The sequence below is a fragment of the Paracoccus methylovorus genome, from assembly GCF_016919705.1.
Taxonomy (GTDB): domain Bacteria; phylum Pseudomonadota; class Alphaproteobacteria; order Rhodobacterales; family Rhodobacteraceae; genus Paracoccus; species Paracoccus methylovorus.
The window spans coordinates 482,862-507,989 of sequence record NZ_CP070368.1; the positions used below are offsets into that span (position 1 = coordinate 482,862).

25 protein-coding genes are annotated in these 25,128 nt (G+C 64.1%); 23 read left to right on the top strand and 2 right to left on the bottom strand.

The genetic code is table 11. The annotated features are described in order from the left end of the window. Positions 1–64: 64 nt before the first annotated feature. The 5 genes from JWJ88_RS02385 to JWJ88_RS02405 all read left to right on the top strand — a co-directional run bounded on the left by JWJ88_RS02385 (position 65) and on the right by JWJ88_RS02405 (position 4,799). A complete protein-coding gene (locus tag JWJ88_RS02385) occupies positions 65–1,249 on the top strand; it encodes a MalY/PatB family protein (RefSeq protein ID WP_205294526.1) in 1,185 nt (394 codons plus the stop codon). Beyond that, positions 1,246–1,881, top strand: coding sequence for a L,D-transpeptidase family protein (locus tag JWJ88_RS02390; RefSeq protein WP_205294527.1), 636 nt, complete (start codon positions 1,246–1,248; stop codon positions 1,879–1,881). The genes JWJ88_RS02385 and JWJ88_RS02390 overlap by 4 nt, the downstream gene beginning before the upstream one ends. 55 nt (positions 1,882–1,936) lie before the next feature. Beyond that, positions 1,937–3,313, top strand: coding sequence for an MATE family efflux transporter (locus JWJ88_RS02395; RefSeq protein WP_205294528.1), 1,377 nt, complete (start codon positions 1,937–1,939; stop codon positions 3,311–3,313). Positions 3,314–3,344: 31 nt separating this feature from the next. Beyond that, positions 3,345–3,581 (top strand): Lrp/AsnC ligand binding domain-containing protein, encoded by a 237-nt coding sequence (locus tag JWJ88_RS02400; protein ID WP_205294529.1) that lies wholly within the window; start codon positions 3,345–3,347, stop codon positions 3,579–3,581. Between the two features lie 114 nt (positions 3,582–3,695). After that, positions 3,696–4,799: a pyridoxal phosphate-dependent aminotransferase gene (locus JWJ88_RS02405; RefSeq protein ID WP_205294530.1), complete on the top strand. Its 1,104-nt coding sequence runs from the start codon at positions 3,696–3,698 to the stop codon at positions 4,797–4,799. Positions 4,800–4,848: 49 nt separating this feature from the next. Here JWJ88_RS02405 and JWJ88_RS02410 read toward each other — a convergent pair whose 3' ends face one another. Continuing rightward, complete coding sequence (locus tag JWJ88_RS02410) at positions 4,849–5,331, bottom strand: Lrp/AsnC family transcriptional regulator (RefSeq protein ID WP_205294531.1); 483 nt, start codon at positions 5,329–5,331, stop codon at positions 4,849–4,851. Positions 5,332–5,453: 122 nt separating this feature from the next. Here JWJ88_RS02410 and JWJ88_RS02415 point away from each other — a divergent pair, with 122 nt between their 5' ends. The 7 genes from JWJ88_RS02415 (at position 5,454) to ggt (ending at position 14,092) form a co-directional block, all read left to right on the top strand. After that, positions 5,454–5,798 (top strand): DUF2849 domain-containing protein, encoded by a 345-nt coding sequence (locus tag JWJ88_RS02415; protein ID WP_205294532.1) that lies wholly within the window; start codon positions 5,454–5,456, stop codon positions 5,796–5,798. Further along, positions 5,791–7,455 (top strand): nitrite/sulfite reductase, encoded by a 1,665-nt coding sequence (locus tag JWJ88_RS02420; RefSeq protein ID WP_205294533.1) that lies wholly within the window; start codon positions 5,791–5,793, stop codon positions 7,453–7,455. Before JWJ88_RS02415 ends, JWJ88_RS02420 begins: the two co-directional genes overlap by 8 nt. Further along, the gene (locus tag JWJ88_RS02425; protein ID WP_205294534.1) at positions 7,448–8,179 is read left to right on the top strand and encodes a phosphoadenylyl-sulfate reductase; all 732 of its coding nucleotides are present in this window, start codon (positions 7,448–7,450) and stop codon (positions 8,177–8,179) included. The genes JWJ88_RS02420 and JWJ88_RS02425 overlap by 8 nt, the downstream gene beginning before the upstream one ends. Next, positions 8,176–8,547 (top strand): DUF934 domain-containing protein, encoded by a 372-nt coding sequence (locus JWJ88_RS02430; protein ID WP_205294535.1) that lies wholly within the window; start codon positions 8,176–8,178, stop codon positions 8,545–8,547. Before JWJ88_RS02425 ends, JWJ88_RS02430 begins: the two co-directional genes overlap by 4 nt. Positions 8,548–8,600: 53 nt before the next feature. After that, complete coding sequence (locus JWJ88_RS02435; RefSeq protein WP_205294536.1) at positions 8,601–9,437, top strand: ferredoxin--NADP reductase; 837 nt, start codon at positions 8,601–8,603, stop codon at positions 9,435–9,437. Positions 9,438–9,572: 135 nt separating this feature from the next. Continuing rightward, positions 9,573–12,146, top strand: coding sequence for a type I DNA topoisomerase (topA, locus tag JWJ88_RS02440; RefSeq protein WP_205294537.1), 2,574 nt, complete (start codon positions 9,573–9,575; stop codon positions 12,144–12,146). 206 nt (positions 12,147–12,352) lie between these two features. After that, positions 12,353–14,092, top strand: coding sequence for a gamma-glutamyltransferase (ggt, locus tag JWJ88_RS02445; protein ID WP_205294538.1), 1,740 nt, complete (start codon positions 12,353–12,355; stop codon positions 14,090–14,092). Here the strand turns inward: ggt and JWJ88_RS02450 are convergent. Continuing rightward, positions 14,086–14,433 (bottom strand): DUF488 domain-containing protein, encoded by a 348-nt coding sequence (locus tag JWJ88_RS02450; protein WP_205294539.1) that lies wholly within the window; start codon positions 14,431–14,433, stop codon positions 14,086–14,088. The two genes, ggt and JWJ88_RS02450, sit on opposite strands and share 7 nt — an antisense overlap. Before the next feature lie 168 nt (positions 14,434–14,601). On the opposite strand from JWJ88_RS02450, the gene JWJ88_RS02455 reads away from it, so the two are divergent. The 11 genes from JWJ88_RS02455 (at position 14,602) to JWJ88_RS02505 (ending at position 25,113) form a co-directional block, all read left to right on the top strand. Beyond that, the gene (locus JWJ88_RS02455) at positions 14,602–15,192 is read left to right on the top strand and encodes a hypothetical protein (RefSeq protein WP_205294540.1); all 591 of its coding nucleotides are present in this window, start codon (positions 14,602–14,604) and stop codon (positions 15,190–15,192) included. A 68-nt stretch (positions 15,193–15,260) separates the two neighbouring features. Beyond that, on the top strand, positions 15,261–15,668 hold the full coding sequence (gene ybgC, locus JWJ88_RS02460; protein WP_205295098.1) for a tol-pal system-associated acyl-CoA thioesterase: 408 nt from the start codon (positions 15,261–15,263) through the stop codon (positions 15,666–15,668). A 101-nt stretch (positions 15,669–15,769) separates the two neighbouring features. After that, positions 15,770–16,465 (top strand): protein TolQ, encoded by a 696-nt coding sequence (tolQ, locus tag JWJ88_RS02465; RefSeq protein WP_205294541.1) that lies wholly within the window; start codon positions 15,770–15,772, stop codon positions 16,463–16,465. Then, a complete protein-coding gene (locus JWJ88_RS02470; RefSeq protein WP_205294542.1) occupies positions 16,465–16,929 on the top strand; it encodes an ExbD/TolR family protein in 465 nt (154 codons plus the stop codon). The genes tolQ and JWJ88_RS02470 overlap by 1 nt, the downstream gene beginning before the upstream one ends. Before the next feature lie 4 nt (positions 16,930–16,933). Next, positions 16,934–18,463: a cell envelope integrity protein TolA gene (gene tolA / locus JWJ88_RS02475; protein WP_205294543.1), complete on the top strand. Its 1,530-nt coding sequence runs from the start codon at positions 16,934–16,936 to the stop codon at positions 18,461–18,463. A 58-nt stretch (positions 18,464–18,521) separates the two neighbouring features. After that, entirely contained in the window at positions 18,522–19,850 is a 1,329-nt protein-coding gene (tolB, locus tag JWJ88_RS02480) for a Tol-Pal system beta propeller repeat protein TolB (protein ID WP_205294544.1), read from the top strand. 34 nt (positions 19,851–19,884) lie between these two features. Continuing rightward, positions 19,885–20,382, top strand: coding sequence for a peptidoglycan-associated lipoprotein Pal (pal, locus tag JWJ88_RS02485; RefSeq protein WP_240200177.1), 498 nt, complete (start codon positions 19,885–19,887; stop codon positions 20,380–20,382). Then, positions 20,382–21,290 carry a tetratricopeptide repeat protein gene (locus JWJ88_RS02490; protein WP_205294546.1) on the top strand — a complete coding sequence of 303 codons (909 nt, stop codon included), beginning with the start codon at positions 20,382–20,384 and terminating at the stop codon, positions 21,288–21,290. The genes pal and JWJ88_RS02490 overlap by 1 nt, the downstream gene beginning before the upstream one ends. Further along, positions 21,280–22,509 carry a tRNA lysidine(34) synthetase TilS gene (tilS, locus tag JWJ88_RS02495; protein ID WP_205294547.1) on the top strand — a complete coding sequence of 410 codons (1,230 nt, stop codon included), beginning with the start codon at positions 21,280–21,282 and terminating at the stop codon, positions 22,507–22,509. The genes JWJ88_RS02490 and tilS overlap by 11 nt, the downstream gene beginning before the upstream one ends. 60 nt (positions 22,510–22,569) lie before the next feature. After that, complete coding sequence (gene ftsH / locus JWJ88_RS02500) at positions 22,570–24,468, top strand: ATP-dependent zinc metalloprotease FtsH (RefSeq protein WP_322985071.1); 1,899 nt, start codon at positions 22,570–22,572, stop codon at positions 24,466–24,468. A gap of 327 nt (positions 24,469–24,795) precedes the next feature. After that, positions 24,796–25,113 (top strand): chorismate mutase, encoded by a 318-nt coding sequence (locus JWJ88_RS02505; protein ID WP_205294549.1) that lies wholly within the window; start codon positions 24,796–24,798, stop codon positions 25,111–25,113. Positions 25,114–25,128 lie beyond the last annotated feature (15 nt).

Here is a 25,128-nt window from a genome sequence, read left to right on the forward strand (position 1 = left end):
AGGGCAAGCCTTGGCCTTGCGCAACAAGCCGCTATGCTGCCTGCGAACGGAAAATGAGGGAACCATGGCGCAACCCGACTTCGACGAGATCATCGACCGCACCGGCACCGCATGTTCGAAATGGGACGACATGCAGGCCATCTATGGCGTCTCGCCCCAGGACGGCATTGCCATGTGGGTGGCGGACATGGATTTTCGGCCCCCCGCCGCGGTCCAGCGCGCGGTCGAGGGACTGACGACACATGGCGTCTATGGCTATCCCGGCACGAACCGCGCCTATACCGAGGCGATCCGCTGGTGGATGGCGCATCGCCACGGCTGGGAAATCCAGCCCGAATGGATCCTGTCCGCGCATGGTCTGGTCAACGGTACCGCGGTTTGCGTCGATGCCTTTACCCAGCCGGGCGACCGGGTGATCGTCATGACTCCGGTCTATCACGCTTTTGCCCGTGTCATCCGCGCCTCGGGGCGCGAGGTGGCCGAGTTTCCGCTGGCGATCCGGGACGGCCAGTATCGCATGGACTGGGAAAACTGGTCGCGCCTGCTGACGGGGCGCGAACGGATGCTGATCCTGTGTTCGCCCCACAACCCCGGCGGCCGGGTCTGGAGCGCCGAGGAACTGCGCGAGGTCGCGGATTTCTGCGCCGCCCATGACCTGATCCTGATTTCGGACGAGATTCACCACGATCTGGTCATGCCCGGCAGTCCGCGCCATTCGGTGCTGGCTACGGTCGCGCCCGACATGGTGCCGCGTCTGGTGACGCTGACTGCCGCGACCAAGACCTTCAACATCGCCGGCGCCCATATCGGCAACCTGATCGTGGCGGACGAGGGGCTGCGAAAGCGCCTGCAGGGCCGGCTGATGGCGCTGGGGATTTCGCCCGGGCTGTTCGGGCCGGACATGGTCGCCGCCGCCTATTCGCCCGAGGGCGCGGTCTGGGTCGATGCGCTGGTCGAATATCTGGACGGCAACCGGCGGCTGTTCGACGAAGGGGTGAATGCGATTTCGGGCATCCGCTCGATGTCCTTGCAGGCGACCTATCTGGCTTGGGTCGATTTTTCGGGCACAGGGATGGATCGGGCCGAGTTCACGCGCCGTGTCGAACAGGGCGCCCGTATCGCCGCGAACCACGGCGGCACCTTCGGCTCCGGGGGCGAGGATTTCCTGCGCTTCAATATCGCCACCCCGCGTGCCCGCGTGGCCGAGGCCGTCGCGCGCCTGCAAGAGGCGTTCCGCGACCTGCAATGAAACGGTTGGGCGGGCTTTTCTCGGCGCTTTGCCTTGTGGCGGCTTTATGGGCGCTGTGGCTGATATGGGCGCCGCAGCCCGCACCCGTCCAGCCCTCACGGCCTGCCGCCGAGGGCTGGCACTGGCCGCGTCTGCCCGAGTTTCGCCTGCCGCGCATCACCCTGCCGCCGATTTTCCAGCCTCCGCCGGTGCGGCCCGAAACCCCCATCGCCTCGCCGGTTCAGCGCATCCTGGTCGAAAAGGCGGCGCGCCGCATGACGGTTTATCAGGAAAACGGACCGCCCCGCACCTTCAGCATCGCCTTGGGTTTCTCGCCCGAGGGCGACAAGAGCCGCGAAGGCGACGGGCGCACCCCCGAGGGCATCTTTCGCATCGACCGGCTGAACCGGCAAAGCGCCTATCACCTGTCCATGGGCATCGACTATCCGCAGCCCCGGCACCGACAGGCGGCGCGTCAGGCCGGCATAAGCCCGGGCGGAGACATCATGATCCATGGTCAGCCCAATCAGGTCCCGGACGGCTATCGGGTCAAGGGCGACTGGACCGCCGGTTGCATCGCCGTCACCAATGCCGAGGTCGAGGAAATCTTTGCCCATGCCGGCATCGGCACCGAGGTCGAGATCCGGCCCTGAGGGCCCGCCCCCGTGACGACTTGCCGCCGCCTTTGCCTAAGGATAAGGCAGGGCCATGACTTACAGCCGCTACGTCCCTCATCTGCGCGCGACGCTCGCGCTCGGCCTGCCTCTGGTTGGCAGCCATCTGGCCCGCATGGCCATTCACGTCACCGATACCATCATGGTCGGCTGGTACGGGGTCGAGGAACTGGCCGCGCTGGTCATCGCGGTGTCTTTCTTCAACATCCTGTTCTTTCTTGGCATGGGCTTTGGAATCGGGGTGATGGGGTTGATCGCGACCGCCATCGCGCGCGGCGACGAGGTCGAGGTGCGCCGCTCGGCTCGGATGGCGCTGTGGCTGTCGATTGCCTTTGCCGTGGCGGTCATTCCCGCGATGTGGCATTCCGAGCCGATCCTTCTGGCAATCGGACAAGAGCCAGTGGTGGCGCGGCTGGCGCAGGACTACCTGCGCATCGCCGGCTTCGGGCTGGTCGCGGTGCTGAGCCAACTGACGCTCAACAGCTATCTGGCCGCGATGGAGCGGCCGCATGTCGTGCTGTGGATCACTCTGGCCGGGCTGCCGTTGGTGATCGCGCTGAACTGGGTGCTGATCTTTGGCAATCTGGGTGCGCCGGCGCTGGGGGTTCGCGGCGCTGCCATTGCCGCCATTGCTGTGCAGTTTTCGCAGCTTCTGGCCATCGCGGCCTATGCCGCGTGGCTGCCCGTCGCGCGAAAATACCACCTGTTCCAAAGGTTCTGGCGTCCCGACTGGGCTGAGATGCGGACCGTGTTTCTGCTGGGTCTGCCCATCGGCCTGACCATGGTGGCCGAGGGCGGATTGTTCGTCGGCTCGAACGTGATGATGGGCTGGATCGGCACGCGCGAACTTGCGGCGCATGGCATCGCGCTGCAACTCGCCTCGATCACCTTCATGCTGCATCTGGGCATGTCGAATGCCGCGACCGTGCGCATCGGGCAGGCCCGGGGCCGGGGCGATGCGGTGGGGATGCGCGACGCGGGGATTACGGTAACGGCGGTCTCGGTGGTCATCGCCATGCTGGCGGTGGCGGTTTTCGAACTGTTCCCGCGCCAGCTGGTCGGCCTCTACCTGGATGCGGCCCACCCCGAGACTCCGGCGATTATCGGCATTGCGGCGGGACTTTTGTTCTATGCCGGGCTGTTTCAGTTGATGGATGCGATGCAGGTGATCGGGCTTGGGCTTTTGCGCGGGGTGCAAGATACCCGCATGCCGATGATCATCGCCGCCATCAGCTATTGGCTGGTCGGGATGCCCGTGGCCTATGGGTTGGCCTTTCTGGCCGGAATCGGCCCGGCCGGCTTGTGGCTGGGTCTGGTTGCGGGGCTGACCTGTGCTGCGCTGCTGCTGATGCGGCGCTTTTGGCAAGGGCTCGCGCGCGGGGACTGGACCCGCATGTCGGCGGCAGTCTAATCTGGTCCGGCAAGAGATCGAGAGGTTCCCGATGCGCCCGGTTTTCGTTCAGTTCCGTTGTTCACCCGGCAAGACCTATGAGGTCGCCGATGCGATCTACGACCGCGAGATCGTGAGCGAGCTTTACTCGACCTCGGGCGATTACGACCTGCTGGCCAAGGTCTATGTGCCCGAGGATCAGGATGTTGGACGCTACCTTTCCGACTCGCTGTTCGACATCCCGCACATCGTGCGAACGCTGACGACGATGACCTTCAAGGCATTCTAGGGGCTCTGCCCCGTCGCGCGTGCCGCGCGACTCCCCGGGATATTTGGGCACGAAAGAAGCTTTGAGGACGGGACGCTCTTGCGCGTCTGGCGGGATTGCGGTTTCTGTGCTCGCATGACTCGATTGCGTTTTACCCCGATTGCAGCCGCGCTGCCCGCGACGGTTCCCTTCACCGGCCCCGAGACGCTGGAGCGCCTACGCGGTGCGCCGTTCCGTGCCCGGCTGGGTGCTAATGAAAACGGCTTTGGCCCGTCTCCCCGGGCAATCGAGGCCATGGCGCGCGCGGCCGCGGAGGTCTGGAAATACGGCGATCCCGACAGCCATGACCTGCGCCATGCATTGGCAGGACATCACCGCGTGCAGCCAGAGAACGTGATGCTGGGGGAAGGGATCGACGGGCTTCTGGGCCTTTTGGTCCGGCTACTGGTTTCGCCGGGCGAGGTGGTGGTAACCTCGGACGGCGCCTATCCGACCTTCAACTATCATGTCGCGGGTTTCGGTGGCCGGTTGCACAAGGTGCCTTACCGCGATCACGCCGAGGACCCCGATGCCCTGATCGCTGCGGCTAGCGAAACAGGGGCGCGGCTGGTCTACCTGGCCAATCCCGACAATCCCATGGGTAGTTGGCACGTTGGCATCAGGATCGAGGCCATGCTCGACGATCTGCCATCGGGCAGCCTGCTGATTCTGGATGAAGCCTATGCCGAATTCGCGCCCGCAGAGGCGATTCCGCGGATAGATCCGCAAGATAGGCGGGTGATCCGCTTCCGCACCTTTTCCAAGGCTTACGCCATGGCGGGCGCGCGGATCGGCTACGCCATCGGCCCGGCAGAGCTGATTGCCGGATTCGACCGTATTCGGAACCATTTCGGTATCAACCGCATCGCCCAGATCGGCGTGTTGGCAGCGCTGGAGGATCAGGACTGGCTGGCCCATATCTGTGCTGCCACCGCTGCCGCCCGGAGCCGCATCGGAGATATCGCCCGCGCGAACGGTCTGGTTGCATTACCTTCGGCCACGAATTTCGTCGCGATCGATTGTGGCCGGGACGGCGCCTTTGCCCGCGCCTTGCTTGATGCGCTGGCGCTAGAGGGTATCTTCGTGCGCATGCCCGGTGTCGCGCCGATGGATCGCTGCATCCGTGTTTCCTGTGGGCCGGAGGCCGAGATGGATGCTTTCGCCGATGCGCTGCCCCGTGCGCTCAGGGCGCTGGCCTGAACCTTTCTCTGTTGCTTAAATACCCATAAAACCGCGCCATATGCGCCGCCTAGTCCAAGGGAAGCGCCGTCGTCACCTTCAGTTCCTCCATCGAAAGCAAGGCGGTGACGTTATGGATCTTCACCTCGGAAATCAGCGCCTGATAGAAGCGATCATAGGCGCGGGCATTTCGCACCCGTACCTTGAGGATATAGTCGATATCCCCCGCCAGCCGATGCGCCTCGATCACCTCGGGGCGGGCGCGCACGGCGGCAAGGAAGCGGCGCGCCCATTCGGGATCGTGCTCGCTGGTGCGGATCAGCACAAAAAAGCAGGCATCCAACCCCAGCGCGTCGGGATCAAGCAGTGCGACCTGGGCCCTGATCACCCCCGCCTCGCGCAGTTTGCGAATCCGGTTCCAAACCGGGGTCTTTGACGCCCCCACCCGCGCTGCGATATCGTCCAGCGACAGGGTGGCGTCCTCTTGCAGCAGGGACAGGATTTTGCGGTCGGTGTCGTCCAGCCGGATAGGTGTTTGTCTGTTGTCGCTCATGCTGAAACCTGGTCCTTGCAGCCCTGCTGATATGCGAAGATGTTTCTTATTTTTCCGCCCTACTCGTCAATATGGGGGATTTTTTTCTATATAGATACCAGAGAAAACGAAAGGCAAAGGCCATGTCCAAAGGCTTCACCCCGTCCCCCGCCACCCCCGCCGTCATCACTGCGAATGACCTGCGTCAGGGTCATTGCGTGTGGATGCGTGACGGCGACTGGACCGCCGATCCGCGCGAGGCAGAGCTGTTCGAAGACGAGGCCATTGCCGAGTTGGCCCTTCTTGACGCCATCGCGCAGGCAAGCGTCGTTGTCGGGCCCTATCTGGCCGAGGCCCGTCGCGGGCCCGATGGATGCCCCGAGCCCACGCATTTCCGCGAGGCGTTCCGCCGCCGGGGGCCTTCCAACTATTTCCACGGCAAGCAAGCCGAATTCGCCCAGACCGAACTCGAGGCCAGCAATGTTTGATGCGCGTCCCCAGCATAACGACCAGCACCGCGAATACCTGCGCCACCGCGCCCAGCAGTTCCGCCGGCAGGTCGAACGCCGACTGGACGGCAGCCTGACCGAAGAGGAGTTCCGCCCTCTGCGGCTGATGAACGGCGTCTATTTGCAGCTTCATTCCTATATGTATCGGGTGGCGATTCCCTATGGGGCGTTTACGCCGGATCAGTTGCGCATGCTGGGCCATGTCGCCGATCGTTGGGACCGGGGCTATGGGCATTTCACCACCCGGACCAATATCCAGTTCCACTGGCACAAGCTGGTCGACATCCCCGATTCCATGGAAGCGCTGAACTCGGTCGGCATCCACAGCATCCAGACTTCGGGCAACACCATCCGCAACATCAACGCCGATGCCTTTGCCGGCGCGGCGGCCGACGAGTTGGAAGATCCGCGCCCCTGGGCCGAGCTTGTGCGCCGCTGGTCCACCGACCACGCCGAATTTCAGTTCTTGCCGCGCAAATTCAAGATCTCGGTCTCGGCCGGCAAACAGGACCGCTCGGCGGTTTCGGCCTATGATATCGGGTTGCGCATTGTCGAGCAGGACGGCGTGCGGGGCTTTCAGGTCTGGGTCGGCGGCGGTTTGGGTCGGACGCCCCATCTGGGGCAGGTGGTGCGCGAGTTCCTGCCGCAGGCTGATCTGCTGCCTTATCTGGAGGCGATCCTTGCTGTCTATAACCTGACCGGCCGCCGCGACAACAAATGGAAGGCCCGGATCAAGATCACCGTGGCCGAGCGTGGCCTTGAGGTGATGCGGGCCGACATCGAAGAGGAATTCCTGCGCCGCCGCCAGCAGTTCTCGGGGCTGGATCAGGAAATCCTGAACGGCCTGCGCGCCCAGTTCGCACCGCCCGAGTTCCTCGATGCGCCCGTCGAGGGCTATGAGGCGGCGCGCGCGGCAAACGGCGCCTTTCGGTCTTGGACCGACACCAACCTGCATCCGCACCGCATCCCGGGCTATGCCAGCGCCATCATCACCCTGAAGGGGCCGGGCGAAACGCCGGGCGACATGAGCGCCGATCAGATGCGGCTGGTTGCCGATCTGGCCGAGCGGCTGGCCCATGGCGACATCCGCGTGAACCATGACCAGAACCTGGTCCTGCCGCATGTTCGCAAGGCCGACCTGACCGAAATCTATGCCGCGCTGCGCGAAGCGGGGCTGGCCACGGCCAATGCCGGCAAGATCACGGACATCATCGCATGCCCCGGCATGGATTATTGCACGCTGGCGACCGCACGCTCGATCCCGATCGCCAAGGACATCGCCGCGCATTTCCGCGCCCGCGGCCTTGAGGACGAGATCGGCGAGATGAAGATCCGCATCTCGGGCTGCATCAACGCCTGCGGCCATCACCATCTGGGCCATATCGGTATTCTTGGTCTGGACCGGGCGGGGGTCGAGAACTACCAGATCACGCTTGGCGGCGACGGGTATGAGACCCCGACGCTAGGACAGCGTGCCGGCGCGGGCTTTCCCGCAGAAGAGGTCGTCCCGGCCATCAACCGGCTGGTCGACGCCTATCTGGAACTGCGTGAATCGCCTCAGGAGCGCTTCATCGACGCCTATCGTCGGCTAGGGGTGGCTCCGTTCAAAGCGGCGCTGTATCCGGCCGATGCTTGATCAGACGCTGGATGCCCGCGCGACGCGGCTGAACGATCGCTACAGGCATCACGCCGCGACCGAGGTCCTGCGGCGTGCGCTGCGCGACCCCGATCTGGGCCAGACGACCTTGGTGTCCAGCTTTGGGGCGGAATCGGTGGTGCTGTTGCACATGGTTTCGGTCGTGGCGCCCGGGACGCCGGTGCTGTTCATCGATACGATGATGCTTTTCCAGGAAACGCTGGATTATCAGCTGGAAGTGACCGAAAAGCTGAAGCTGACCGATGTGCGGGTGATCCGCGCCACCGAACGCGAGGTGGCGCTGAACGACCCCGACGGCACCTTGCATCAGTTCAATACGGATGCTTGCTGCGATTTCCGCAAGACCATCCCGCTGGAACGTGAACTGGGAAGATTCGATGCCTGGATCACGGGCCGCAAGCGGTTTCAGGGCGGCGAGCGGCAGCAGCTTGAGTTCTTTGAATCCGAGCCCCCTTCGCGGCTGCGCATCAATCCGCTGGCGCACTGGCGTCCGCAGGACGTGCAGGACTATATGGCCGAAAACAATCTGCCGCGTCATCCTCTGGTCGCACGGGGCTATGCATCGATCGGTTGCGCGCCCTGCACCTCTCCGGTCAAAGCCGGCGAGGATCCGCGCGCCGGTCGCTGGCGGGGCAGCCAAAAGACCGAATGCGGCATCCATTTCATCGGCGGGCGCATGGTCCGTGTAGGAGCGAAGGCATGAGCGAATTCATTCTGGTCCGCGATGACGGATTTCATCCCCATGACGGGGCCGAACCCGTTGTGCTGGCGCCGGACACCGATCGGGCCAGCCTGGAGGGCTATCTGGACCAGCAGCTTATCGCCATCGACTTTCCGGCGATGACCGACGGGCGCGGTTTTTCGCTGGCCCGTATCCTGCGCGAAAAAGGTTACAAGGGCCGGCTGCGCGCCGTGGGTGCGCTGATTTCCGACCAATATGCCATGGCGCGCCGCGTCGGCTTTGACGAGGTCCAGATCCCCGCCGCGCTGGCTGAACGCCAGCCGCAGGACCAGTGGCTCTTTCGTGCCGACTGGCAGGACTGGGACCATCGGTCGCGGCTTGCCGGCTGAACCCCGGGGTTTCGCCCCGCCTTCTCATGCATTAGATAAACCGGGACCCGAACATGACACTGGATCTTTCCGTGGACCTCGCCGCCAAACCTGCCAAGACGCTGCCCGATGCCCAAACCGTGACCTCGGTCAGGCACTGGACCGACCGGCTGTTCTCGTTCCGCGTAACGCGCCCCGCCAGCCTGCGTTTCCGTTCGGGTGAATTCGTCATGATCGGCCTGCCGGACGACAACGGCAAACCGATCCTGCGCGCTTATTCCATCGCCTCGCCCAACTGGGACGATGAGCTCGAGTTCTATTCGATCAAGGTGCCGGATGGCCCGCTGACCTCGCGGCTGCAGAACATCCAGCCGGGCGACCAGATCATCCTGCGCCCCAAGCCGGTGGGGACGCTGGTGCTGGACGCGCTGCTGCCCGGCAAACGCATGTGGTTTCTGGCGACCGGCACCGGCATCGCGCCCTTTGCCAGCCTGATGCGCGATCCCGAAACCTATGAGCGCTGCGAGCAGGTCATCATGATGCATACCTGCCGCACCGCGGACGAACTGGCCTATGGCCGCGAACTGGTCGAGAACCTGCGCCACGATCCGCTGCTGGGCGAACTTTACGGCGAGGAATTCGCCAGTCGCCTGCTGTATTACCCCACGACCACGCGGGAGCAGACGCAATACATGGGCCGGATCACGGACAACCTGACCTCGGGCAAGGTATTCGCCGATCTGAACCTGCCGCCGATGGATGCGGCAAATGATCGCGCCATGATCTGTGGCAGTCTGGCATTCAACACCGACGTAAAAGCGGTGCTGGAAGGTTTCGGTCTGCGCGAGGGCGCCAACAGCGATCCCAAGGAATTCGTGGTCGAAAAAGCCTTTGTCGGCGATGGGGTCTGACAAGGTCTGATGTCATAGCCGGGGGCTTTGCGCCCCCGGACCCCCGCAGGATATTTGGTCACGAAAGAAGCCCGGCGTTGACAGTTCGCCGGGCGATGCCCATGTTCCGGCGCCGAATCAAGCGAAGGAATTTTCATGCCTGTCGTCGTCGTTGAGTCTCCGGCCAAGGCCAAAACGATCAACAAATATCTGGGTGACGACTATACGGTTCTGGCCTCGTTCGGGCATGTGCGCGACCTGCCGCCCAAGGACGGAAGCGTCGATCCCGAGGCGGATTTCACCATGAAATGGGAGGTCGCCTCGGAATCGAAGAAGCACGTCAAGGCGATCAAGGACGCGTTGGCCTCGGACCCCAATCTGATCCTGGCCACCGACCCTGATCGCGAGGGCGAGGCGATTTCGTGGCACTTGCTGGAAACGCTTGCGCCGGCGCTGAAAAAAGGGGCGGAGGTCAGCCGCGTTACCTTCAACGCCATCACCAAAGCCGCAGTGACCGAAGCCATGGCCAATCCGCGCCAGATCGACCAGCCGTTGGTCGATGCCTATCTGGCGCGTCGGGCGCTGGATTATCTGGTCGGTTTCAACCTGTCCCCGGTTCTGTGGCGCAAGCTGCCCGGCGCGAAATCGGCGGGTCGTGTGCAGTCGGTCGCATTGCGGGTGATCGTCGACCGCGAGATGGAGATCGAGGCCTTCAGAGCCCGTGAATACTGGTCGGTCCATGCCCGTCTGGCAACGCCCCGGGGCGACGAATACGATGCGGCGATGACCGTGTTTGGCGGCAAGAAGCTGGAACGCTTCGATCTGGCCGACGAGGAACAGGCGAAGCTGGCGGTTGCCGCCATCGCCTCGCGCGAATTGAAGGTTCTGAGTGTGGCCGCCAAGCCCGCCAGCCGCAATCCGTGGCCCCCCTTCATGACCTCGACCCTGCAACAGGAGGCCAGCCGCAAGCTGGGCCTTGGCGCGCGGGCCTGCATGTCGGCGGCGCAGCGACTTTATGAGGCTGGGCATATCACCTATATGCGGACCGACGGGATCGATATGGCCCCCGAGGCCGTGATGGCGGCGCGCGACGCCATCAAGAAGCGATTCGGTGAACAATACCTGCCAAAATCGCCGCGCATGTACAAGAACAAGGCCAAGAACGCGCAAGAGGCGCATGAATGCATCCGGCCGACCGACATGATGCTGTCGCCCGACAGGCTGCCGGTCGCGGACAAGGATCAGAAGGCGCTTTATGACCTGGTCTGGAAGCGCACCATTGCCAGCCAGATGGAATCGGCCCGGATGGAGCGCACCACGGTCGAGATCGGCTCGGCGGACGGACAGGTGGGGCTGCGCGCCAACGGGCAGGTCATGTTGTTCGACGGGTTTCTGAAGGTTTACGATCAGGGCCGTGACGATGATGAGGACGAGGACGGTCGCCGCCTGCCGTTGATCGAAGAGGGCGAACAGAGCGAGCGGCGTTCCGTCACGCCCGAGCAGCATTTCACCCAACCGCCCCCGCGCTATACGGAGGCCACGCTGGTCAAGCGGATGGAAGAGTTGGGAATTGGCCGACCTTCGACCTATGCCAGCATCGTCACGACCATTCAGGACCGCGACTATGTTCGCAAGGATCAGAACCGGCTGATCCCCGAGGACAAGGGGCGGCTGGTCACGATCTTTCTGCTGAAATATTTCCCGCGCTACGTCAGCTATGACTTCACCGCCAATCTGGAAGGCGAACTTGACGACATCTCCTCGGGCGAGCGCGCCTATCGCGAGGTTCTGCGCCGGTTTTGGCGTGACTTCACGGCGGCGCTGGAGGGGACGTCCGAACTGCGCATCAGCGAGGTGCTGGAGGCGATCGACGAAACGCTGGCCCCGCATCTTTATCCGCCACGGCCCGACGGTTCGGACCCGCGCGAATGTCCGCTGTGCCACAAGGGGCGGCTGCATCTGAAAACGGCGCGCTCTGGCGGGGCCTTTATCGGCTGCACGAATTACCCCGAATGCCGCTTTACCCGCCCGATCAGCTCGCCCGATGCCGAGGTGGTCGGCGATGCCGTACTGGGCATCGATAGTGGTGATGAGATCAGTCTGAAGAACGGACGCTTCGGCCCTTATGTCCAACGCGGCGAGGCAACGGCCGAAAACCCGAAACCGCCACGTGCCTCGATACCCAAAGGCTGGGAACTGGCCTCGGTCGATCTGGAGCGTGCGTTGGCACTACTGGCCTTGCCGCGCGAGATTGGTCCGCATCCCGAAGACGGCGTACCCGTGGAGGCCGGGATCGGCCGCTATGGCCCCTATGTGAAGCACGGTGCGAAATACGCCAACCTGCCGGATGTGGACGAGGTGTTCACCATCGGCATGAACCGCGCGGTCGAGGTGCTGGCGTCCAAGCAATCGCGGGGGAGGGCGGCTGCGGTCGCTCCGCTGGCTGAGCTTGGCGAGCATCCCCAAGGCGGGCCGGTGCAGGTGATGAACGGCCGCTATGGGCCTTACGTCAAATGGGGCAAGGTGAATGCGACGTTGCCCCGCGATCTGGAACCCGGTGCCGTCACGATGGAGCGTGCGCTGGAACTGATCGCAGAGAAAGCCTCGAAATCGGGAAAAAAACCGGCGAAGAAGCCTGCCGAAAAGAAACCTGCTGCAAAGAAGCCTGCGACGAAAAAGCCTGCCGCGAAAAAAACGGCCAAGACAACCGCGGTGAAAAACACCGGATAAGGCGCCAGGCGTAACGGCCGCACTTTGGGTATTTTTACAACGAAGAAGCACGCAGAGGCTTGGCAAATAGGGTGCGGCGCAGGTCTTCTCCGTTGCCAAATACCCTTGTCACGACTTGCGGGTTGGCGCATCCGTATGAATTCGGCTTTTTGATCCAAGCCATTGTGCTGCTAGGCTTGGCCGGAAAAGGCTGGGTGGAGAGCGCCATGAAGGATCGAATCGTCGGAATGGGCCGCATGGCGGCTTTCGTGCTGGGTGGCAGCATGGCGTTTTCTGCCGGTGCGCAGGAAGCGGCCATCTTCGATGTGATGGATCGCATCCATCCCGTCTGGGCCGAGAGCGGCATGGTCTCGGTTCAGGAACGTCTGGCCGCCGAGATCGGCCGTGACATACTGGCCAAAGGCGGCAATGCCACGGATGCCGGCGTGGCAGTGGCATTTGCGTTGGCTGTGACCTTGCCGCGTGCGGGCAATATCGGCGGCGGCGGTTTCATGCTGGTCCATGAGGCAGAAACCGGCCAAACCCATGCCATCGACTATCGCGAGATGGCGCCACAGGGCGCCTCGCGTGACATGTTCCTGGATGCGGGGGGCGAGGCCGACAGCGGAAAGTCGCTTTACAGCGGCGCGGCCTCGGGCGTGCCGGGGACGGTGGCGGGCATGAAATTGGCGCTGGATAAATATGGCACCATGGATTGGGCTGAGGTGATTGCTCCGGCCATCCGTCTGGCCGAGGGAGGCATTGTCGTGACCCCCGAGCTTGCCGACAGCATCGAGGCCGAGCGTGAGCATCTGGAGAAGTTTCCCGCCAGCGCAAAGATTTTCTTCAAACCGGACGGTGGGGCTTATCGGCCGGGCGACCGTTTGGTGCAGACTGACCTAGCGAGCACGCTGAAGAAGATCGCCGCCGAGGGGCCGGATGGATTCTACAACGGAGAGGTTGCCGCCGCCATCGCCAAGGCGGTGCAAGAGGCAGGCGGTCTTATCACCCCTGCGGACATGGCCGCCTATAAGCCGGTCGAGCGCGAGCCGGTACGCGGCAGCTATCGCGGGCATGAGGTGGTCTCGATGCCGCCGCCTTCTTCGGGCGGGGTGCATCTGATCCAGATCCTGAATGCGCTGGAGGGCTATCCGATAGGCGCGCTGGGGCAAAACTCGGGCGAGACCATTCACCTGATGGCCGAGGCGATGAAGCTGGCCTATGCCGACCGTTCGGAATATCTGGGCGACCCGGATTTCGTCGATGTCCCTGTCGCGGCGCTGACCAGCAAGGACTATGCCATCGAGATGCGCCGCAAGATCAGCGCCGATTTCGCCACCCCCTCGGTCATGATCCGGCCGGCGGATCTGGCGCCTTACGAATCCGACCAGACCACGCATTTTTCGGTGGTGGACAAGGATGGCAACGCGGTTTCGAACACCTATACGATCAACCTGAATTACGGTTCGGGATTGGTGGCCGAGGGCACCGGCGTCCTGATGAACAATGAGATGGACGACTTTTCGGCCAAGCCGGGCGTGCCTAACGCTTTTGGCCTGGTCGGCGGGGATGCCAATGCGGTGGAGGCGGGCAAGCGGCCGCTGTCATCGATGACGCCCACGATGGTGCTGAAGGATGGCAAGGTCTGGCTGGTCACCGGCTCGCCCGGTGGGGCGCGGATCATCACCACCGTGCTGCAGGTGATCATGAACATGGTCGACCATGGCATGAACGTGGCCGAGGCCTCGACTGCCCCGCGCATCCATCATCAATGGCTGCCTGACGAGTTGCGCATGGAAGAGGGGATCAGCCTGGACACCATCCGCATCTTGCAGGCCAAAGGGCATGACGTCACGGTCAAAGAGGCGATGGGTTCGACCCAGTCGATCATGCGCGACCCGCAGACGAGGACGCTTTACGGCGCATCGGACCCGCGCCGGCCCGATGCGGCAACCCTGGGTTACTGAGCCAGATAGTCGCGCAGGGCGACGGCGTTGTTATGCTCGCGGTCCCTGGCGCTATAAAGCAGCGTGACCGGCCCCTTGCCGATCATCTCGCGCAATTCGCGCAAGGGGCCGGGATTGCTGTCCAGTTCCGCACCGTAGCGGCGGCGGAACTCGGGCCACTTCTCGGGTTCGTGGTTGTACCAATGCCGCAATTCGTTCGACGGTGCGATCTCTTTGAGCCAAAGATCGGCCCCCAGATCCTCGCGTTTTATCCCACGGGGCCAGAGGCGGTCCACCAGCACCTTGCGGCCCTCTGAGGGAAGGGGCGGATCATAGGCACGTCGGATAAAGATGTCTGTCATGGCATGCCTCATTTTACAGGGAAATTCCCAAGCGGGGCGTTGGGTTCCCATGGTGCCGTTTTCTCATGGGGGCAAGGTGACATTGTGCCGCCAGCCGCAGAGCAAGCAACGCCCCGCCCTGTTTGCGGGGTGCTTTTCTCTGCCCTTGGTGCGGGCTAAAGTCGCGCCATGACGCAGACCCTTATGAACCCCGATACCATCGCCAGCCTGTTTACCCGCGAGGGGCGCTTTCTTTGCGCGCGCTGGGGGCGGCCGGTGGCGCCGGTCATCTTTGGCCTGGCCGACGAAAGCCTGGCGGTGTTTCGCGATGCCACGCGGGCGGTGCTGGCTCATGCCCGCCATCCGATCGCCGAAACGGACCCGGAGATGGGTGCGAATCTGATGACCTTCTTTCTGCGCGATTGGCAGGAGTTGGGGGATCTGCCCGATATTGAGGGTCTGACCGGGCAACCCGATCTCGCGGCGCGGCTGCAGGGCAGCGGTGCCGATCAGTACCGGCTGTTCCGCTTTGACGCCGATGGGACCATCCGGGCCTGCATCGGTTTCGTGAATATGGGCGGGCGGCTGGCCGATGCCCACCCCGGTCAGTTGGCCGAGACCGTGGCCGTGCGTGCCATGCTGAGCTTTGCCCGCGATGTCACGCCGACGCGCGAACTGGCGGCGCTGATCCGGGCTGCCTATGATCCGGTGATGCCTGCCGTGGCGACCGATCCTGCGCATGCGCTGCGGCTGGCCGCACGTGTGAGCCGGCAGATTTGACGGTTTCTGCACTTTCGTCCTGTAAGTCGGGGGCAGGGGGACCCGCCCTTTTCCAAGCTTTTTGAGGCATCATGCACCGTTTCCCGATCCGCATCTATTATGAGGATACCGATCTGGCGGGGATCGTCTATTACGCGAACTACCTGAAGTTCATCGAGCGCGCGCGGTCGGAATGGCTGCGCGAACTGGGCGTGGATCAGTCGGCCTTGCAGCGCGAGGGGCTGGTCTTTGCCGTGCGTCGGGTCGAAGCTGACTACCTGTCGCCCGCCCGTTTCGATGATCTGCTGGATGTCCAATCCCGCCTGCATGGGTTGAGCCCGGCACGGATCGTGCTGGACCAGGCGATTGCGCGCGACGGTCAATTGCTGTTTCAGGCCCGCGTCACGCTGGCCTGCGTGGGCGGTGCCGGGCGTCCCGCACGCATTCCGGCGCGGGTGGCGTCGCTGCTGCGGGATGCCGATCTCGCGGGTATTTGACGCAGAATTGACGCGCGCCGGGCTTGTTCCCGTGGACGGTTCTGCTAACTGGCCTTTAGCAGAAGCCGCATGTCAGCGGCCCAAAGGACAGGCCGAATTCCATGGAACAACTCGCCGGAGCCGGGCAGCCGGTCGATTTTTCACTTATCGCGCTTTTTGCGCGCGCCTCGCTGACCGTCCAGATCGTCATGGTGATCCTGATCCTGGCCTCGTTCTGGGCCTGGGCGATCATCATTCAGAAATTCATCGCCTACAACGCCGCTCGGCGTGAGGCGGACCGGTTCGACCGTGCCTTTTGGTCGGGCCAGCCGCTGGACGATCTTTATGATCGCATCGGCGAAACGCCTACGGGGCCGGCCGAACGTATCTTTTCCTCGGGCATGGCAGAGTGGCGGCGCAGTCACCGCGACGACGGCAACCTGATCGCCGGCGTCACCGCGCGGATCGACCGTGCGATGAACGTCACCATCAATCGCGAAAACGACCGGCTGACACGCGGCCTGCCTTTCCTGGCCACGGTGGGTTCGACCGCGCCGTTTATCGGGCTGTTCGGCACCGTCTGGGGGATCAAGACCGCCTTCGAAGAGATTGCGATTTCGCAGAATACCTCGCTTGCCGTCGTTGCGCCCGGGATTGCCGAGGCGCTGGTGGCCACCGCACTGGGTCTGCTGGCGGCCATTCCGGCGGTGATCTTTTACAACAAGCTCAGCGCCGATGCCGACCGTCTGACCAGCGGATACGAGACCTTTGCCGATGAGTTCTCGACCATCCTCTCGCGCCAGTTGGACGACGAATAATGGGTGCCGGGGTCGTCAAGCGCGCGCGCAACGGCAGGGGCCGCGCCCGCAGCCAGCCGATGGCCGAGATCAACGTCACGCCCTTTGTGGACGTGATGCTGGTGCTGCTGATCATCTTTATGGTGGCGGCGCCGCTGTTGACCGTGGGCGTGCCGCTGGAACTGCCCAAGACCGCCGCTCAGGCCGTGCCCGCCGAGCCCGAAGAACCGCTGAGCATCTCGGTCACACCCGAGGGCCCGATCCTGGTCATGACCAGCGAAGTGCCCCAGGATGAACTGGTCACCCGCCTGCGCGCGGTGGCCGCTGAACGGCAAAGCGACAAGATCTATCTGCGTGCCGATGGCTCGATCCCCTATGCCCGGATCATGGAGGTCATGGGCGCGCTGAACGCGGCCGGTTTCAACAATATCGTCCTGGTAACCGAGGCCGGCGGGCCGCGGATGGACGCAGGCGTGGAAGGCTGATCCCATGGATCGGGCGGAGCGCATCGGCTTTTGGGTTTCGGGGGTCGCCCACGCAGGGCTGCTGGGCGCGGCGCTGGTCGGCGGCGCGCTGTTTCGGCCGCAACCGCTGGAGGCCGTGCGCATGGCCGAGGTCGCGACCATGTCCGAGGCTGAATTCCAGTCGCTTGCCGCCGCCGCTGCGGGCCGTGGGCCCGTCTCCGATGCCGCTGCGACCACGCCGGCCCAGCCGCGCCCGCCTGCCGACGAGAATCGCTTGGGAGAGGTCGAGGCCGTCAGCCCGCCCGCCCCCGATGCACAGGCCGCCGAACTGACCACGCCCTCGGCCCGGCCCGAAGCGCGACCCGATCTGTCGGATTTCCAGACGCCCAGCCGGCCGGTCGCTGTCGTGACCGATGCGCCGCGTCCCGAAGAGCCAGAAAATACGATTGAACTGGCGGCGCTGCCGCAAAGCAATGACCGGCCCGATCCGGCGCGCAACCCTGCGCAGTCGCAATCGCCCGCGCCGATCCCACAACGTTCGGCGCAAGCTCCGGCTGAATCGGCGCGCCCGCGCGGTCGCCCGGAAGGGTTGGCCGAGGCCGTGCAGGCCCGTCGTCAGGCGGCCGAAGCGGCGCGTCAGCGTGACGAGTTGCTGGCCCGGCAAGAAGCCGAGGCTGCGGCCGAGCGTGCTGCCGCCGCGAATGCCGAAGAGGCCGCCGCCCGCCGTGCCGCCGAGGAACGCGACCAGGAAGAGCGCCGCGAGGCCGAACGCCGCCGTGCCGAAGCAGAAGCGGCCCGCCAGAGCAGCGATGCCGAAGAGCGCGCGCGCCGTCAGGCCGCGGCAGAAGCGGCCGATAAGGCTGCCGCCGACCAAGCCGCCGCCGAGAAACGCGCCGCTGAACGCAAAGCCGAGGCTGACCGTCGCGCCGCTGCCGAAAAAGCCGCCGCCGAAAAAGCGGCTGCGGAAAAGGCTGCGGCAGAAAAGGCTGAAGCCGAGAAAAAGGCCGCCGAGGCGAAAGCCCGCAAGGAGGCCGAGGAAAAAGCCGCCGCCGAGAAAGCTGCCGCCGAAAAGCAGGCAGCCGAGAAAGCCGCCGCCGAAGCCAAGGCCAAGGAACAGGCCGAGGCCGAGCGCAAGGCTGCCGAGGCCGCCAAGCAGGCCGCGCTGAAAGAGGCGATGGAGGATCAGGGCTCGGGCGGCTCGGGTGGCGGTGGGGCTGCGGCCAGCGGACCTCCGTTGAGCCAGGGCGAAAAGGACGGCTTCCGCGTTGCGGTCGAGCAATGCTGGAACCGGGGCTCGCTTTCGACGGAGGCGTCGCGGACCACGGTTTCGGTGCGCTTCTCGATGGCGCCGGACGGCACGGTGGAAAAAAGCTCGTTGCGCATGATCGGCCATGAAGGCGGCTCGGACGCGGCGGCGAAACAGGCATATGAGGCCGCGCGTCGCGCGATCCTGATGTGCGAGCGGGGCGGCTATGACTTGCCGGCCGAGAAATACAACCGCTGGAAAGACGTTATCATCGACTTCAACGCCAGCGGCGGGGCGCGGGTAAAGTGACATGGTGTCCTGCCGCGCAACGCTTTATCCTGCAACCAAGACCTCCAGAGGGCGATTCATGTTGCGTAAACTCATTCTGACCTCCGTCATGGCCCTTGCCGGCTTTGGTCTTGCCGCGCCGGTACTGGCTCAGGACGGCCCATTGCGGATCGAGATCACCGATGGGGTGATCGAGCCGATGCCTTTTGCCATCGCCCGGTTTCACGACGAGGGCGGTGCTGGCGAATATGTGACACAGGTGCAGGAACTGATCGCTGCCGATCTGACCGGCACGGGTCTGTTCCGCGAAATCCCGGCCAGCGCCCATATCGCCCGGCCGGAAAGCTTTGATGCGCCGGTCTCTTACGAGGATTGGAAGGCGATCAACGCACAGGCTCTGATCACCGGCGCGGTTCGGGTCGAGGGCGGCAAGGTCATCGTCAAGTTCCGGCTGTTCGACGTCTTTGCCGGGCAGCCGCTGGGCGACGGAATGCAGTTCGACGCGGGCACCGGCAATTGGCGCCGCGCCGCGCACAAGGCCGCCGATCAGGTCTATTCGCGGCTGACGGGCGAAGGGCCCTATTTCGACAGCCGTGTCGTCTTTGTGCAGGAAAACGGCCCCAAGGACGCCCGCCGCAAGCGCATCGGCATCATGGATTACGACGGTGCCAACGTGAAATGGCTAAGCGACGATTCCACGCTGGTGTTGAAGCCGCGCTTTTCGCCTGATGGGTCGCGGCTGCTTTATACCAGCTATGCGACCGGCTTCCCGCAAGCCATGATGATGGACGTGAACTCGCTGGCCACCCGGCAGTTGGGCGCGGCCGAGCAAGGCACGATGAGCTTTTCGCCCCGCTTTTCGCCGGACGGGCGCTGGATCGTCTATTCGCTGGAGAAAAGCGGCAACTCCGACATCTACCAGATGGATGCTGCGACCGGGGCGCAGCGGGCGCTGACCAACGCGCCCTCGATCGAAACTTCGCCCAGCTATAGCCCGGACGGCAAGCAGATCGTCTTTGAAAGCGATCGCTCGGGCACGCCACAACTTTACATCATGGGTGCGAACGGCGGTGAGCCGAAGCGGATCAGCTTTGGCGAGGGGCGCTATGGCACCCCGGTCTGGTCGCCGCGTGGCGATATGATCGCCTTTACCCGGCAGGTGGGCGGCAAGTTCCACATCGGTGTCATGCGCACCGATGGTTCGGAAGAGAAAATGCTGACGGAATCGTTCCTTGACGAGGGCCCGAGTTGGGCCCCCAATGGGCGCGTTGTGATGTTCACGCGGGTGACTCCGGGCGGCGACGGCCAGCCACGCCTGCATTCGGTGGATATCACGGGGCGCAACATGCGTCCGGTCAAGATCAATGGCGCCGCTTCGGATCCCGACTGGGGACCGCTGCTGCCCTGAAGCGCGTGAGATGGACAGGATTATGAAAACTTTCATGAAAATTGCCGCAATCGGCGCCGTTCTCGCGCTGGCGGCCTGTGCCCGGCCGGCGCAGGACATGCGGATTCAGGACCCCTATGCCGGGGCGGGCGGTCCCGGTGGGGTTGGCGTAAATGCGCTGCCCGGCACGGCCGAATATTTCAAGGCCGCCGTCGGCGACACCGTTCTTTTCCCGCTGGACCAGTCCACGCTGACGCCCGAGGCCCGGATGATCCTTGCCAATCAGGCCGGATGGCTGAACCAGAATCAGGGCTTCGCTGCCGTGATCGAGGGCCATGCGGATGAACAGGGCACCCGTGAATACAACCTCGCGCTGGGCGCGCGTCGGGCGAACTCGGTTCAGGAATACATGATCTCGCAAGGTATCGCGCCGGGCCGGTTGCGCACCGTCAGCTATGGCAAGGAACGCCCGCTGGCCATTTGCTCGACCGAGGAATGCTTTACCAAGAACCGCCGGGCCGTGACGGTGGTCAGTCCCGGGGCGGGCATGTGATGCGCCGGCTGCTTCTAGCGGCGGGGTTCGTGCTGGCTGCGCTGCCGGTTGCGGCGCAGGATGCGCAGAGTCTGGCCGATATTCGAACCGAGCTGAACCAGCTTTCGGCCGATCTGCAATCGCTGCGGGCGCAACTGGTCGCCTCGGGTCCTGCCGGGTTCGCGGCGGCGGGCGGCGACAGTGCCATCGACCGCATGAACGCGATGGAGGCGCGGCTGGCGCAACTGACCGGCCAGACCGAGCAGTTGCAAAACCGCATCGACCGGATCGTCAGGGACGGCACCACCCGCATCGGCGATATCGAGTTCCGCCTGTGCGAGATGGAGGAGGGCTGCGATCTGGGCAGCCTGACCACTCCGACCCTGGGTGAGCAGGGGGGGGCGAACGCCCTACCGTCCTCGAACCAACAGGGCGCCCTTCGGCAACCCGTGACCACCCCTTCTGCCGGGGCAGCCGTGACCGCGGCGGAAAAGGCTGATTTCGACCGGGCCCAGGAGGTGCTCGGTCAAGGTGACTTTCGTCTTGCTGCAGAGCTCTTTGCGGCCATTGCCGAAACCCATGCTGGTGGCCCACTGACCGCCCAGGCGCTGTTCCTGCGCGGCGCGGCGCTGGATTCCGCAGGCGATCTTGACGGCGCGGGCATCGCCTGGCTGGAAAGCTTTGCGGCCAATCCGGATGGGCCGCAGGCGGCGGACGCGCTTTTGGGCCTGTCGCGGGCTATGTCCGCCAAGGCTGGGCCGCAGGAAGCGTGCTTCTATCTTCAGGAAATCATCACCCGCTTTCCCAACGCGCCGCAGGCCGCCGAGGCAGAGCGGCGCATAGCCGATACCGGCTGCGATGCGCCCGTCCAAGGATCGGCCGAGGATATGGATCCTGAGGCCGCGGCGGATCTGGCGGATGACGGCTGACCCGGTCGAGGCGCGGGTTCATGCCGCGCTGGATGACTTGGCCGGCGCCTGTCCCACGCTTGGCATTGCCCTGTCGGGGGGCGGCGATTCCACCGCATTGATGCATCTCGCCCATGGCTGGGGCCGCGCACGCCTGTCGGCGGCGACGGTCGATCACGGTTTGCGCCCCGGTTCGACCCAAGAGGCGCGGGAGGCCGGGCTTGCCGCCGCCGCCTTGGGCATCCCCCATGAAATCCTGCAATGGACCCGCCGCGGCGACGGCAATCTGATGGCTGCCGCCCGCGAGGCCCGGTTGCAACTGCTGGCAGACTGGGCGCGGCGGAATGGCCTGTCCGCCGTGCTTTTGGGCCACACGCTGGACGATCAGGCCGAGACCTTGCTTATGCGCCTGAACCGGGGGGCCGGTGTGGATGGCCTGTCGGCCATGGCACCCGTGCGCGAGGCTTTCGGCATCACCTGGCTGCGCCCCCTGCTGGGGGTCGGACGCGCCGATCTGCGGCAATGGCTGATGGCGCGCGAACTGACTTGGGCAGACGACCCCTCGAACGAGAACCCGGATTATGAGCGTGTGCGGATGCGCAAGGCCATCGCCGTGCTGGGCTTGCCGATGCCGCAATTGGCGCAATCGGCGGAAAACCTTGCCATGGCACGGGATGCACTGTGCGACTTTGCGGCAAAGGTAGCCGAGGGCGCCCAATCCCGCGCTGGATCGCTGGCGCTGCCGCTGGATGCCTTTCGCACGGCGCCCTTGGAGATTCGGCGGCGACTTCTTGTGGCGGGGCTTCGCTTTGTCGGCGGCGGCGATTATCCGCCTCGGCGCGGCCCGGTGCTGCATGCGCTGGCTGAACTGGAAGGGGATGCCCGGCTGACGCTGGACGGGGTGATCGTCGAGCCCCGCGACGGATTTCTGTGGCTGATCCGTGAACCCGCCGCCGCCCTGCGCAGCCCCGCAGGCGAGGGGGGGGCCATGATCTGGGACCGGCGCTGGAAAGTTCACGGTTTGCAGCCCGGCCAGCAGGTACGCGCTGTTGGCCATGAGCCGTTGCCCGGGTTGGACTGGCGCGCCGCGGGGCTGATGCGGGACGAGGCGGCGGCAAGCCCCGGTATTTGGGCGCGCGGGAAATTGATTGCCGCGCCGACCCTGCATCCCACCCCGGATTACGGCGCAAAGCCGCTGCGCGGGCTCAAGGAATTCCGCGCTTTGCTCTATACGCATTGAACCTGCCGCCGGAATCCCTATTTTCAAGCTGAAGCCAGTTTACCCGCGGAGGACATGCCTTTGGGCAATGCGCGCAATATCGCCTTCTGGGTGGTCCTGTTTCTGATGATCCTGGCGCTGTTCAATCTGTTCAGCGACGGATCGGCCCAGATGAACAGCCGCCAGATCAGCTATTCCGATTTCATCCAGCGGGTGGAAAAGGATGAGATCAGTGCCGTCATCATAGATGGGGAAAATGTCGCCATCACCACCAAGGACGGCAGCCAATACGCCACCGTCAGGCCACAGGGCGAGGAACTGGCAAGCCGCCTGATCGACCAGGGCGTCGATGTTCGGGTCGAACGCCAGCAGCAATCGGGCTTTATGTCGCTGCTGGGCGTCTGGCTGCCCTTTATTCTGCTGATCGGTGTCTGGATATTCTTCATGAACCGGATGCAGGGCGGCGGCAAAGGCGGAGCCATGGGCTTTGGCAAGTCTCGCGCCAAGCTGCTGACCGAAAAGCACGGCCGCGTCACGTTCGATGATGTGGCCGGGATCGACGAAGCCAAGGAAGAGCTTGAGGAGATCGTGGAATTCCTGCGCAATCCGCAGAAATTCAGCCGGCTGGGCGGCAAGATCCCGAAAGGCGCGCTGCTCGTCGGCCCGCCCGGCACGGGCAAGACCCTGCTCGCCCGCGCCATCGCAGGCGAGGCCGGCGTGCCCTTCTTCACCATCTCGGGGTCGGATTTCGTCGAGATGTTCGTCGGCGTGGGCGCGTCGCGTGTCCGCGACATGTTCGAACAGGCCAAGAAATCTGCCCCCTGTATCGTCTTCATCGATGAAATCGACGCCGTGGGCCGTGCCCGTGGCGTGGGAATCGGCGGCGGCAACGACGAACGTGAGCAGACCCTGAACCAGTTGCTGGTCGAAATGGATGGTTTCGATGCCAACGAGGGCGTCATCATCATCGCCGCCACTAACCGCAAGGACGTGCTGGACCCCGCACTTTTGCGCCCCGGCCGATTCGACCGCCAGATCTATGTCCCGAACCCCGACATCAAGGGCCGGGAAAAGATTCTGGGCGTGCATTCACGCAAGGTGCCGGTCGGACCCGACGTGGACCTGCGGATCATCGCCCGCGGCACCCCCGGCTTTTCGGGCGCGGATCTGATGAACCTTGTAAACGAGGCTGCGCTGACGGCCGCACGTATCGGTCGCCGCTTCGTGACCATGGAAGATTTCGAGAACGCCAAGGACAAGGTCATGCTGGGGGTCGAGCGCCGCAGCATGGTTCTGACGCCCGAGCAGAAGGAAAAGACCGCCTATCATGAGGCCGGCCATGCCATCGTGGGCCTGTCCATGCCGAAATGCGATCCGGTCTACAAGGCGACGATCATCCCGCGCGGCGGGGCACTTGGCATGGTGGTTTCGCTGCCCGAGATGGACCGGCTGAACTATCACAAGGATGAAGCCAAGCAAAAGCTTGCCATGACCATGGCGGGCAAGGCGGCCGAAATCATCAAATATGGCGAAGAGGGCGTCTCGAACGGCCCGGCTGGCGACATCCAGCAAGCCAGCCAGCTTGCTCGTGCCATGGTCATGCGCTGGGGCATGTCCGACAAGGTCGGCAATATCGACTATGCCGAGGCGCACGAGGGCTATTCCGGCAATACCGGCGGCTTCTCGGTCTCGGCTGCGACCAAGGAGATGATCGAGCAAGAGGTCCGTGACCTGATCGAAGAGGGCTATCAGATCGCCTACCGCGTCCTGACGGAGAAAGAGGAAGAGTTCGAGCGTCTGGCCAAAGGTTTGCTGGAATATGAGACGCTGACTGGCGAAGATATCGGCCGGGTGATCCGGGGCGAGTCGCTGGGCGACGAACAGGAATCGCCGGCTTCCTCGATCCCCTCGGTCAGCGCGATCCCAAGGGCTGGCGGCACCAAACCCTCACCGGACGCGTCACCCCAGCCGCAAGGCTGAACCTCGACGGAAAACACGAAAACCCCCGGATAGCAGACCGGGGGTTTTTACATAACTGCTTCAAAGCCGGACGGACTAGGGCAAGGTCAGAAAAGCAAAAGCGCCACCGCGCCAAGCGCCAGGCCCAGACCGAAACCCACATTGATCACAAAGCTGACAGTCTTCATCTGATGACCTCTCGATCTTTCTGGAGTCCTTGGCTCCAGTCGGGATCAAAACGCCGATTCTCACGACGCTGTTCCGGACCTGGCGGAAATCCCAGCCTGATGCGATATTTTCGTCACAGCCGGGCTTGCACCCACGACCGGGGCGGGGCATTGGACAGGTATGAGCTGTCCCGAACCCGAATTGCCGCCCGACTCCGCCATGCCCGCATTACGCGCGCGCATCGACGCTCTCGACGCTCGGCTTGTGGCGCTTTTGGCAGAACGCTCGGCCTTGATCGACGAAGCGGCAAGGATCAAAACCCAGGAAAACCTGCCCGCCCGGATTGACAGCCGTGTCGAGGAAGTCGCCGCAAATGCCAGGCATTTGGCGGGAGAGGCGGGGCTGGATCCCGACCTGGCGGAACAACTCTGGCGAATGATGATGGAACACTTCATCGCCCAGGAGGATCGGGTGCTTTCCGCCCCCCGACAGGACTAGGCGGCAAGCCCCTTG

What these genes read in the sequence shown, in the direction of transcription:
- JWJ88_RS02385 (WP_205294526.1), top strand. Translation starts at nt 65, where the DNA reads ATGGCGCAACCCGACTTCGACGAGATCATCGACCGCACCGGCACCGCA.
- JWJ88_RS02390 (WP_205294527.1), top strand. Translation starts at nt 1,246, where the DNA reads ATGAAACGGTTGGGCGGGCTTTTCTCGGCGCTTTGCCTTGTGGCGGCT.
- JWJ88_RS02395 (WP_205294528.1), top strand. Translation starts at nt 1,937, where the DNA reads ATGACTTACAGCCGCTACGTCCCTCATCTGCGCGCGACGCTCGCGCTC.
- JWJ88_RS02400 (WP_205294529.1), top strand. Translation starts at nt 3,345, where the DNA reads ATGCGCCCGGTTTTCGTTCAGTTCCGTTGTTCACCCGGCAAGACCTAT.
- JWJ88_RS02405 (WP_205294530.1), top strand. Translation starts at nt 3,696, where the DNA reads ATGACTCGATTGCGTTTTACCCCGATTGCAGCCGCGCTGCCCGCGACG.
- JWJ88_RS02410 (WP_205294531.1), bottom strand. Translation starts at nt 5,331, where the DNA reads ATGAGCGACAACAGACAAACACCTATCCGGCTGGACGACACCGACCGC.
- JWJ88_RS02415 (WP_205294532.1), top strand. Translation starts at nt 5,454, where the DNA reads ATGTCCAAAGGCTTCACCCCGTCCCCCGCCACCCCCGCCGTCATCACT.
- JWJ88_RS02420 (WP_205294533.1), top strand. Translation starts at nt 5,791, where the DNA reads ATGTTTGATGCGCGTCCCCAGCATAACGACCAGCACCGCGAATACCTG.
- JWJ88_RS02425 (WP_205294534.1), top strand. Translation starts at nt 7,448, where the DNA reads ATGCTTGATCAGACGCTGGATGCCCGCGCGACGCGGCTGAACGATCGC.
- JWJ88_RS02430 (WP_205294535.1), top strand. Translation starts at nt 8,176, where the DNA reads ATGAGCGAATTCATTCTGGTCCGCGATGACGGATTTCATCCCCATGAC.
- JWJ88_RS02435 (WP_205294536.1), top strand. Translation starts at nt 8,601, where the DNA reads ATGACACTGGATCTTTCCGTGGACCTCGCCGCCAAACCTGCCAAGACG.
- topA (WP_205294537.1), top strand. Translation starts at nt 9,573, where the DNA reads ATGCCTGTCGTCGTCGTTGAGTCTCCGGCCAAGGCCAAAACGATCAAC.
- ggt (WP_205294538.1), top strand. Translation starts at nt 12,353, where the DNA reads ATGAAGGATCGAATCGTCGGAATGGGCCGCATGGCGGCTTTCGTGCTG.
- JWJ88_RS02450 (WP_205294539.1), bottom strand. Translation starts at nt 14,433, where the DNA reads ATGACAGACATCTTTATCCGACGTGCCTATGATCCGCCCCTTCCCTCA.
- JWJ88_RS02455 (WP_205294540.1), top strand. Translation starts at nt 14,602, where the DNA reads ATGACGCAGACCCTTATGAACCCCGATACCATCGCCAGCCTGTTTACC.
- tolQ (WP_205294541.1), top strand. Translation starts at nt 15,770, where the DNA reads ATGGAACAACTCGCCGGAGCCGGGCAGCCGGTCGATTTTTCACTTATC.
- JWJ88_RS02470 (WP_205294542.1), top strand. Translation starts at nt 16,465, where the DNA reads ATGGGTGCCGGGGTCGTCAAGCGCGCGCGCAACGGCAGGGGCCGCGCC.
- tolA (WP_205294543.1), top strand. Translation starts at nt 16,934, where the DNA reads ATGGATCGGGCGGAGCGCATCGGCTTTTGGGTTTCGGGGGTCGCCCAC.
- tolB (WP_205294544.1), top strand. Translation starts at nt 18,522, where the DNA reads ATGTTGCGTAAACTCATTCTGACCTCCGTCATGGCCCTTGCCGGCTTT.
- pal (WP_240200177.1), top strand. Translation starts at nt 19,885, where the DNA reads ATGAAAATTGCCGCAATCGGCGCCGTTCTCGCGCTGGCGGCCTGTGCC.
- JWJ88_RS02490 (WP_205294546.1), top strand. Translation starts at nt 20,382, where the DNA reads ATGCGCCGGCTGCTTCTAGCGGCGGGGTTCGTGCTGGCTGCGCTGCCG.
- tilS (WP_205294547.1), top strand. Translation starts at nt 21,280, where the DNA reads ATGACGGCTGACCCGGTCGAGGCGCGGGTTCATGCCGCGCTGGATGAC.
- JWJ88_RS02505 (WP_205294549.1), top strand. Translation starts at nt 24,796, where the DNA reads ATGAGCTGTCCCGAACCCGAATTGCCGCCCGACTCCGCCATGCCCGCA.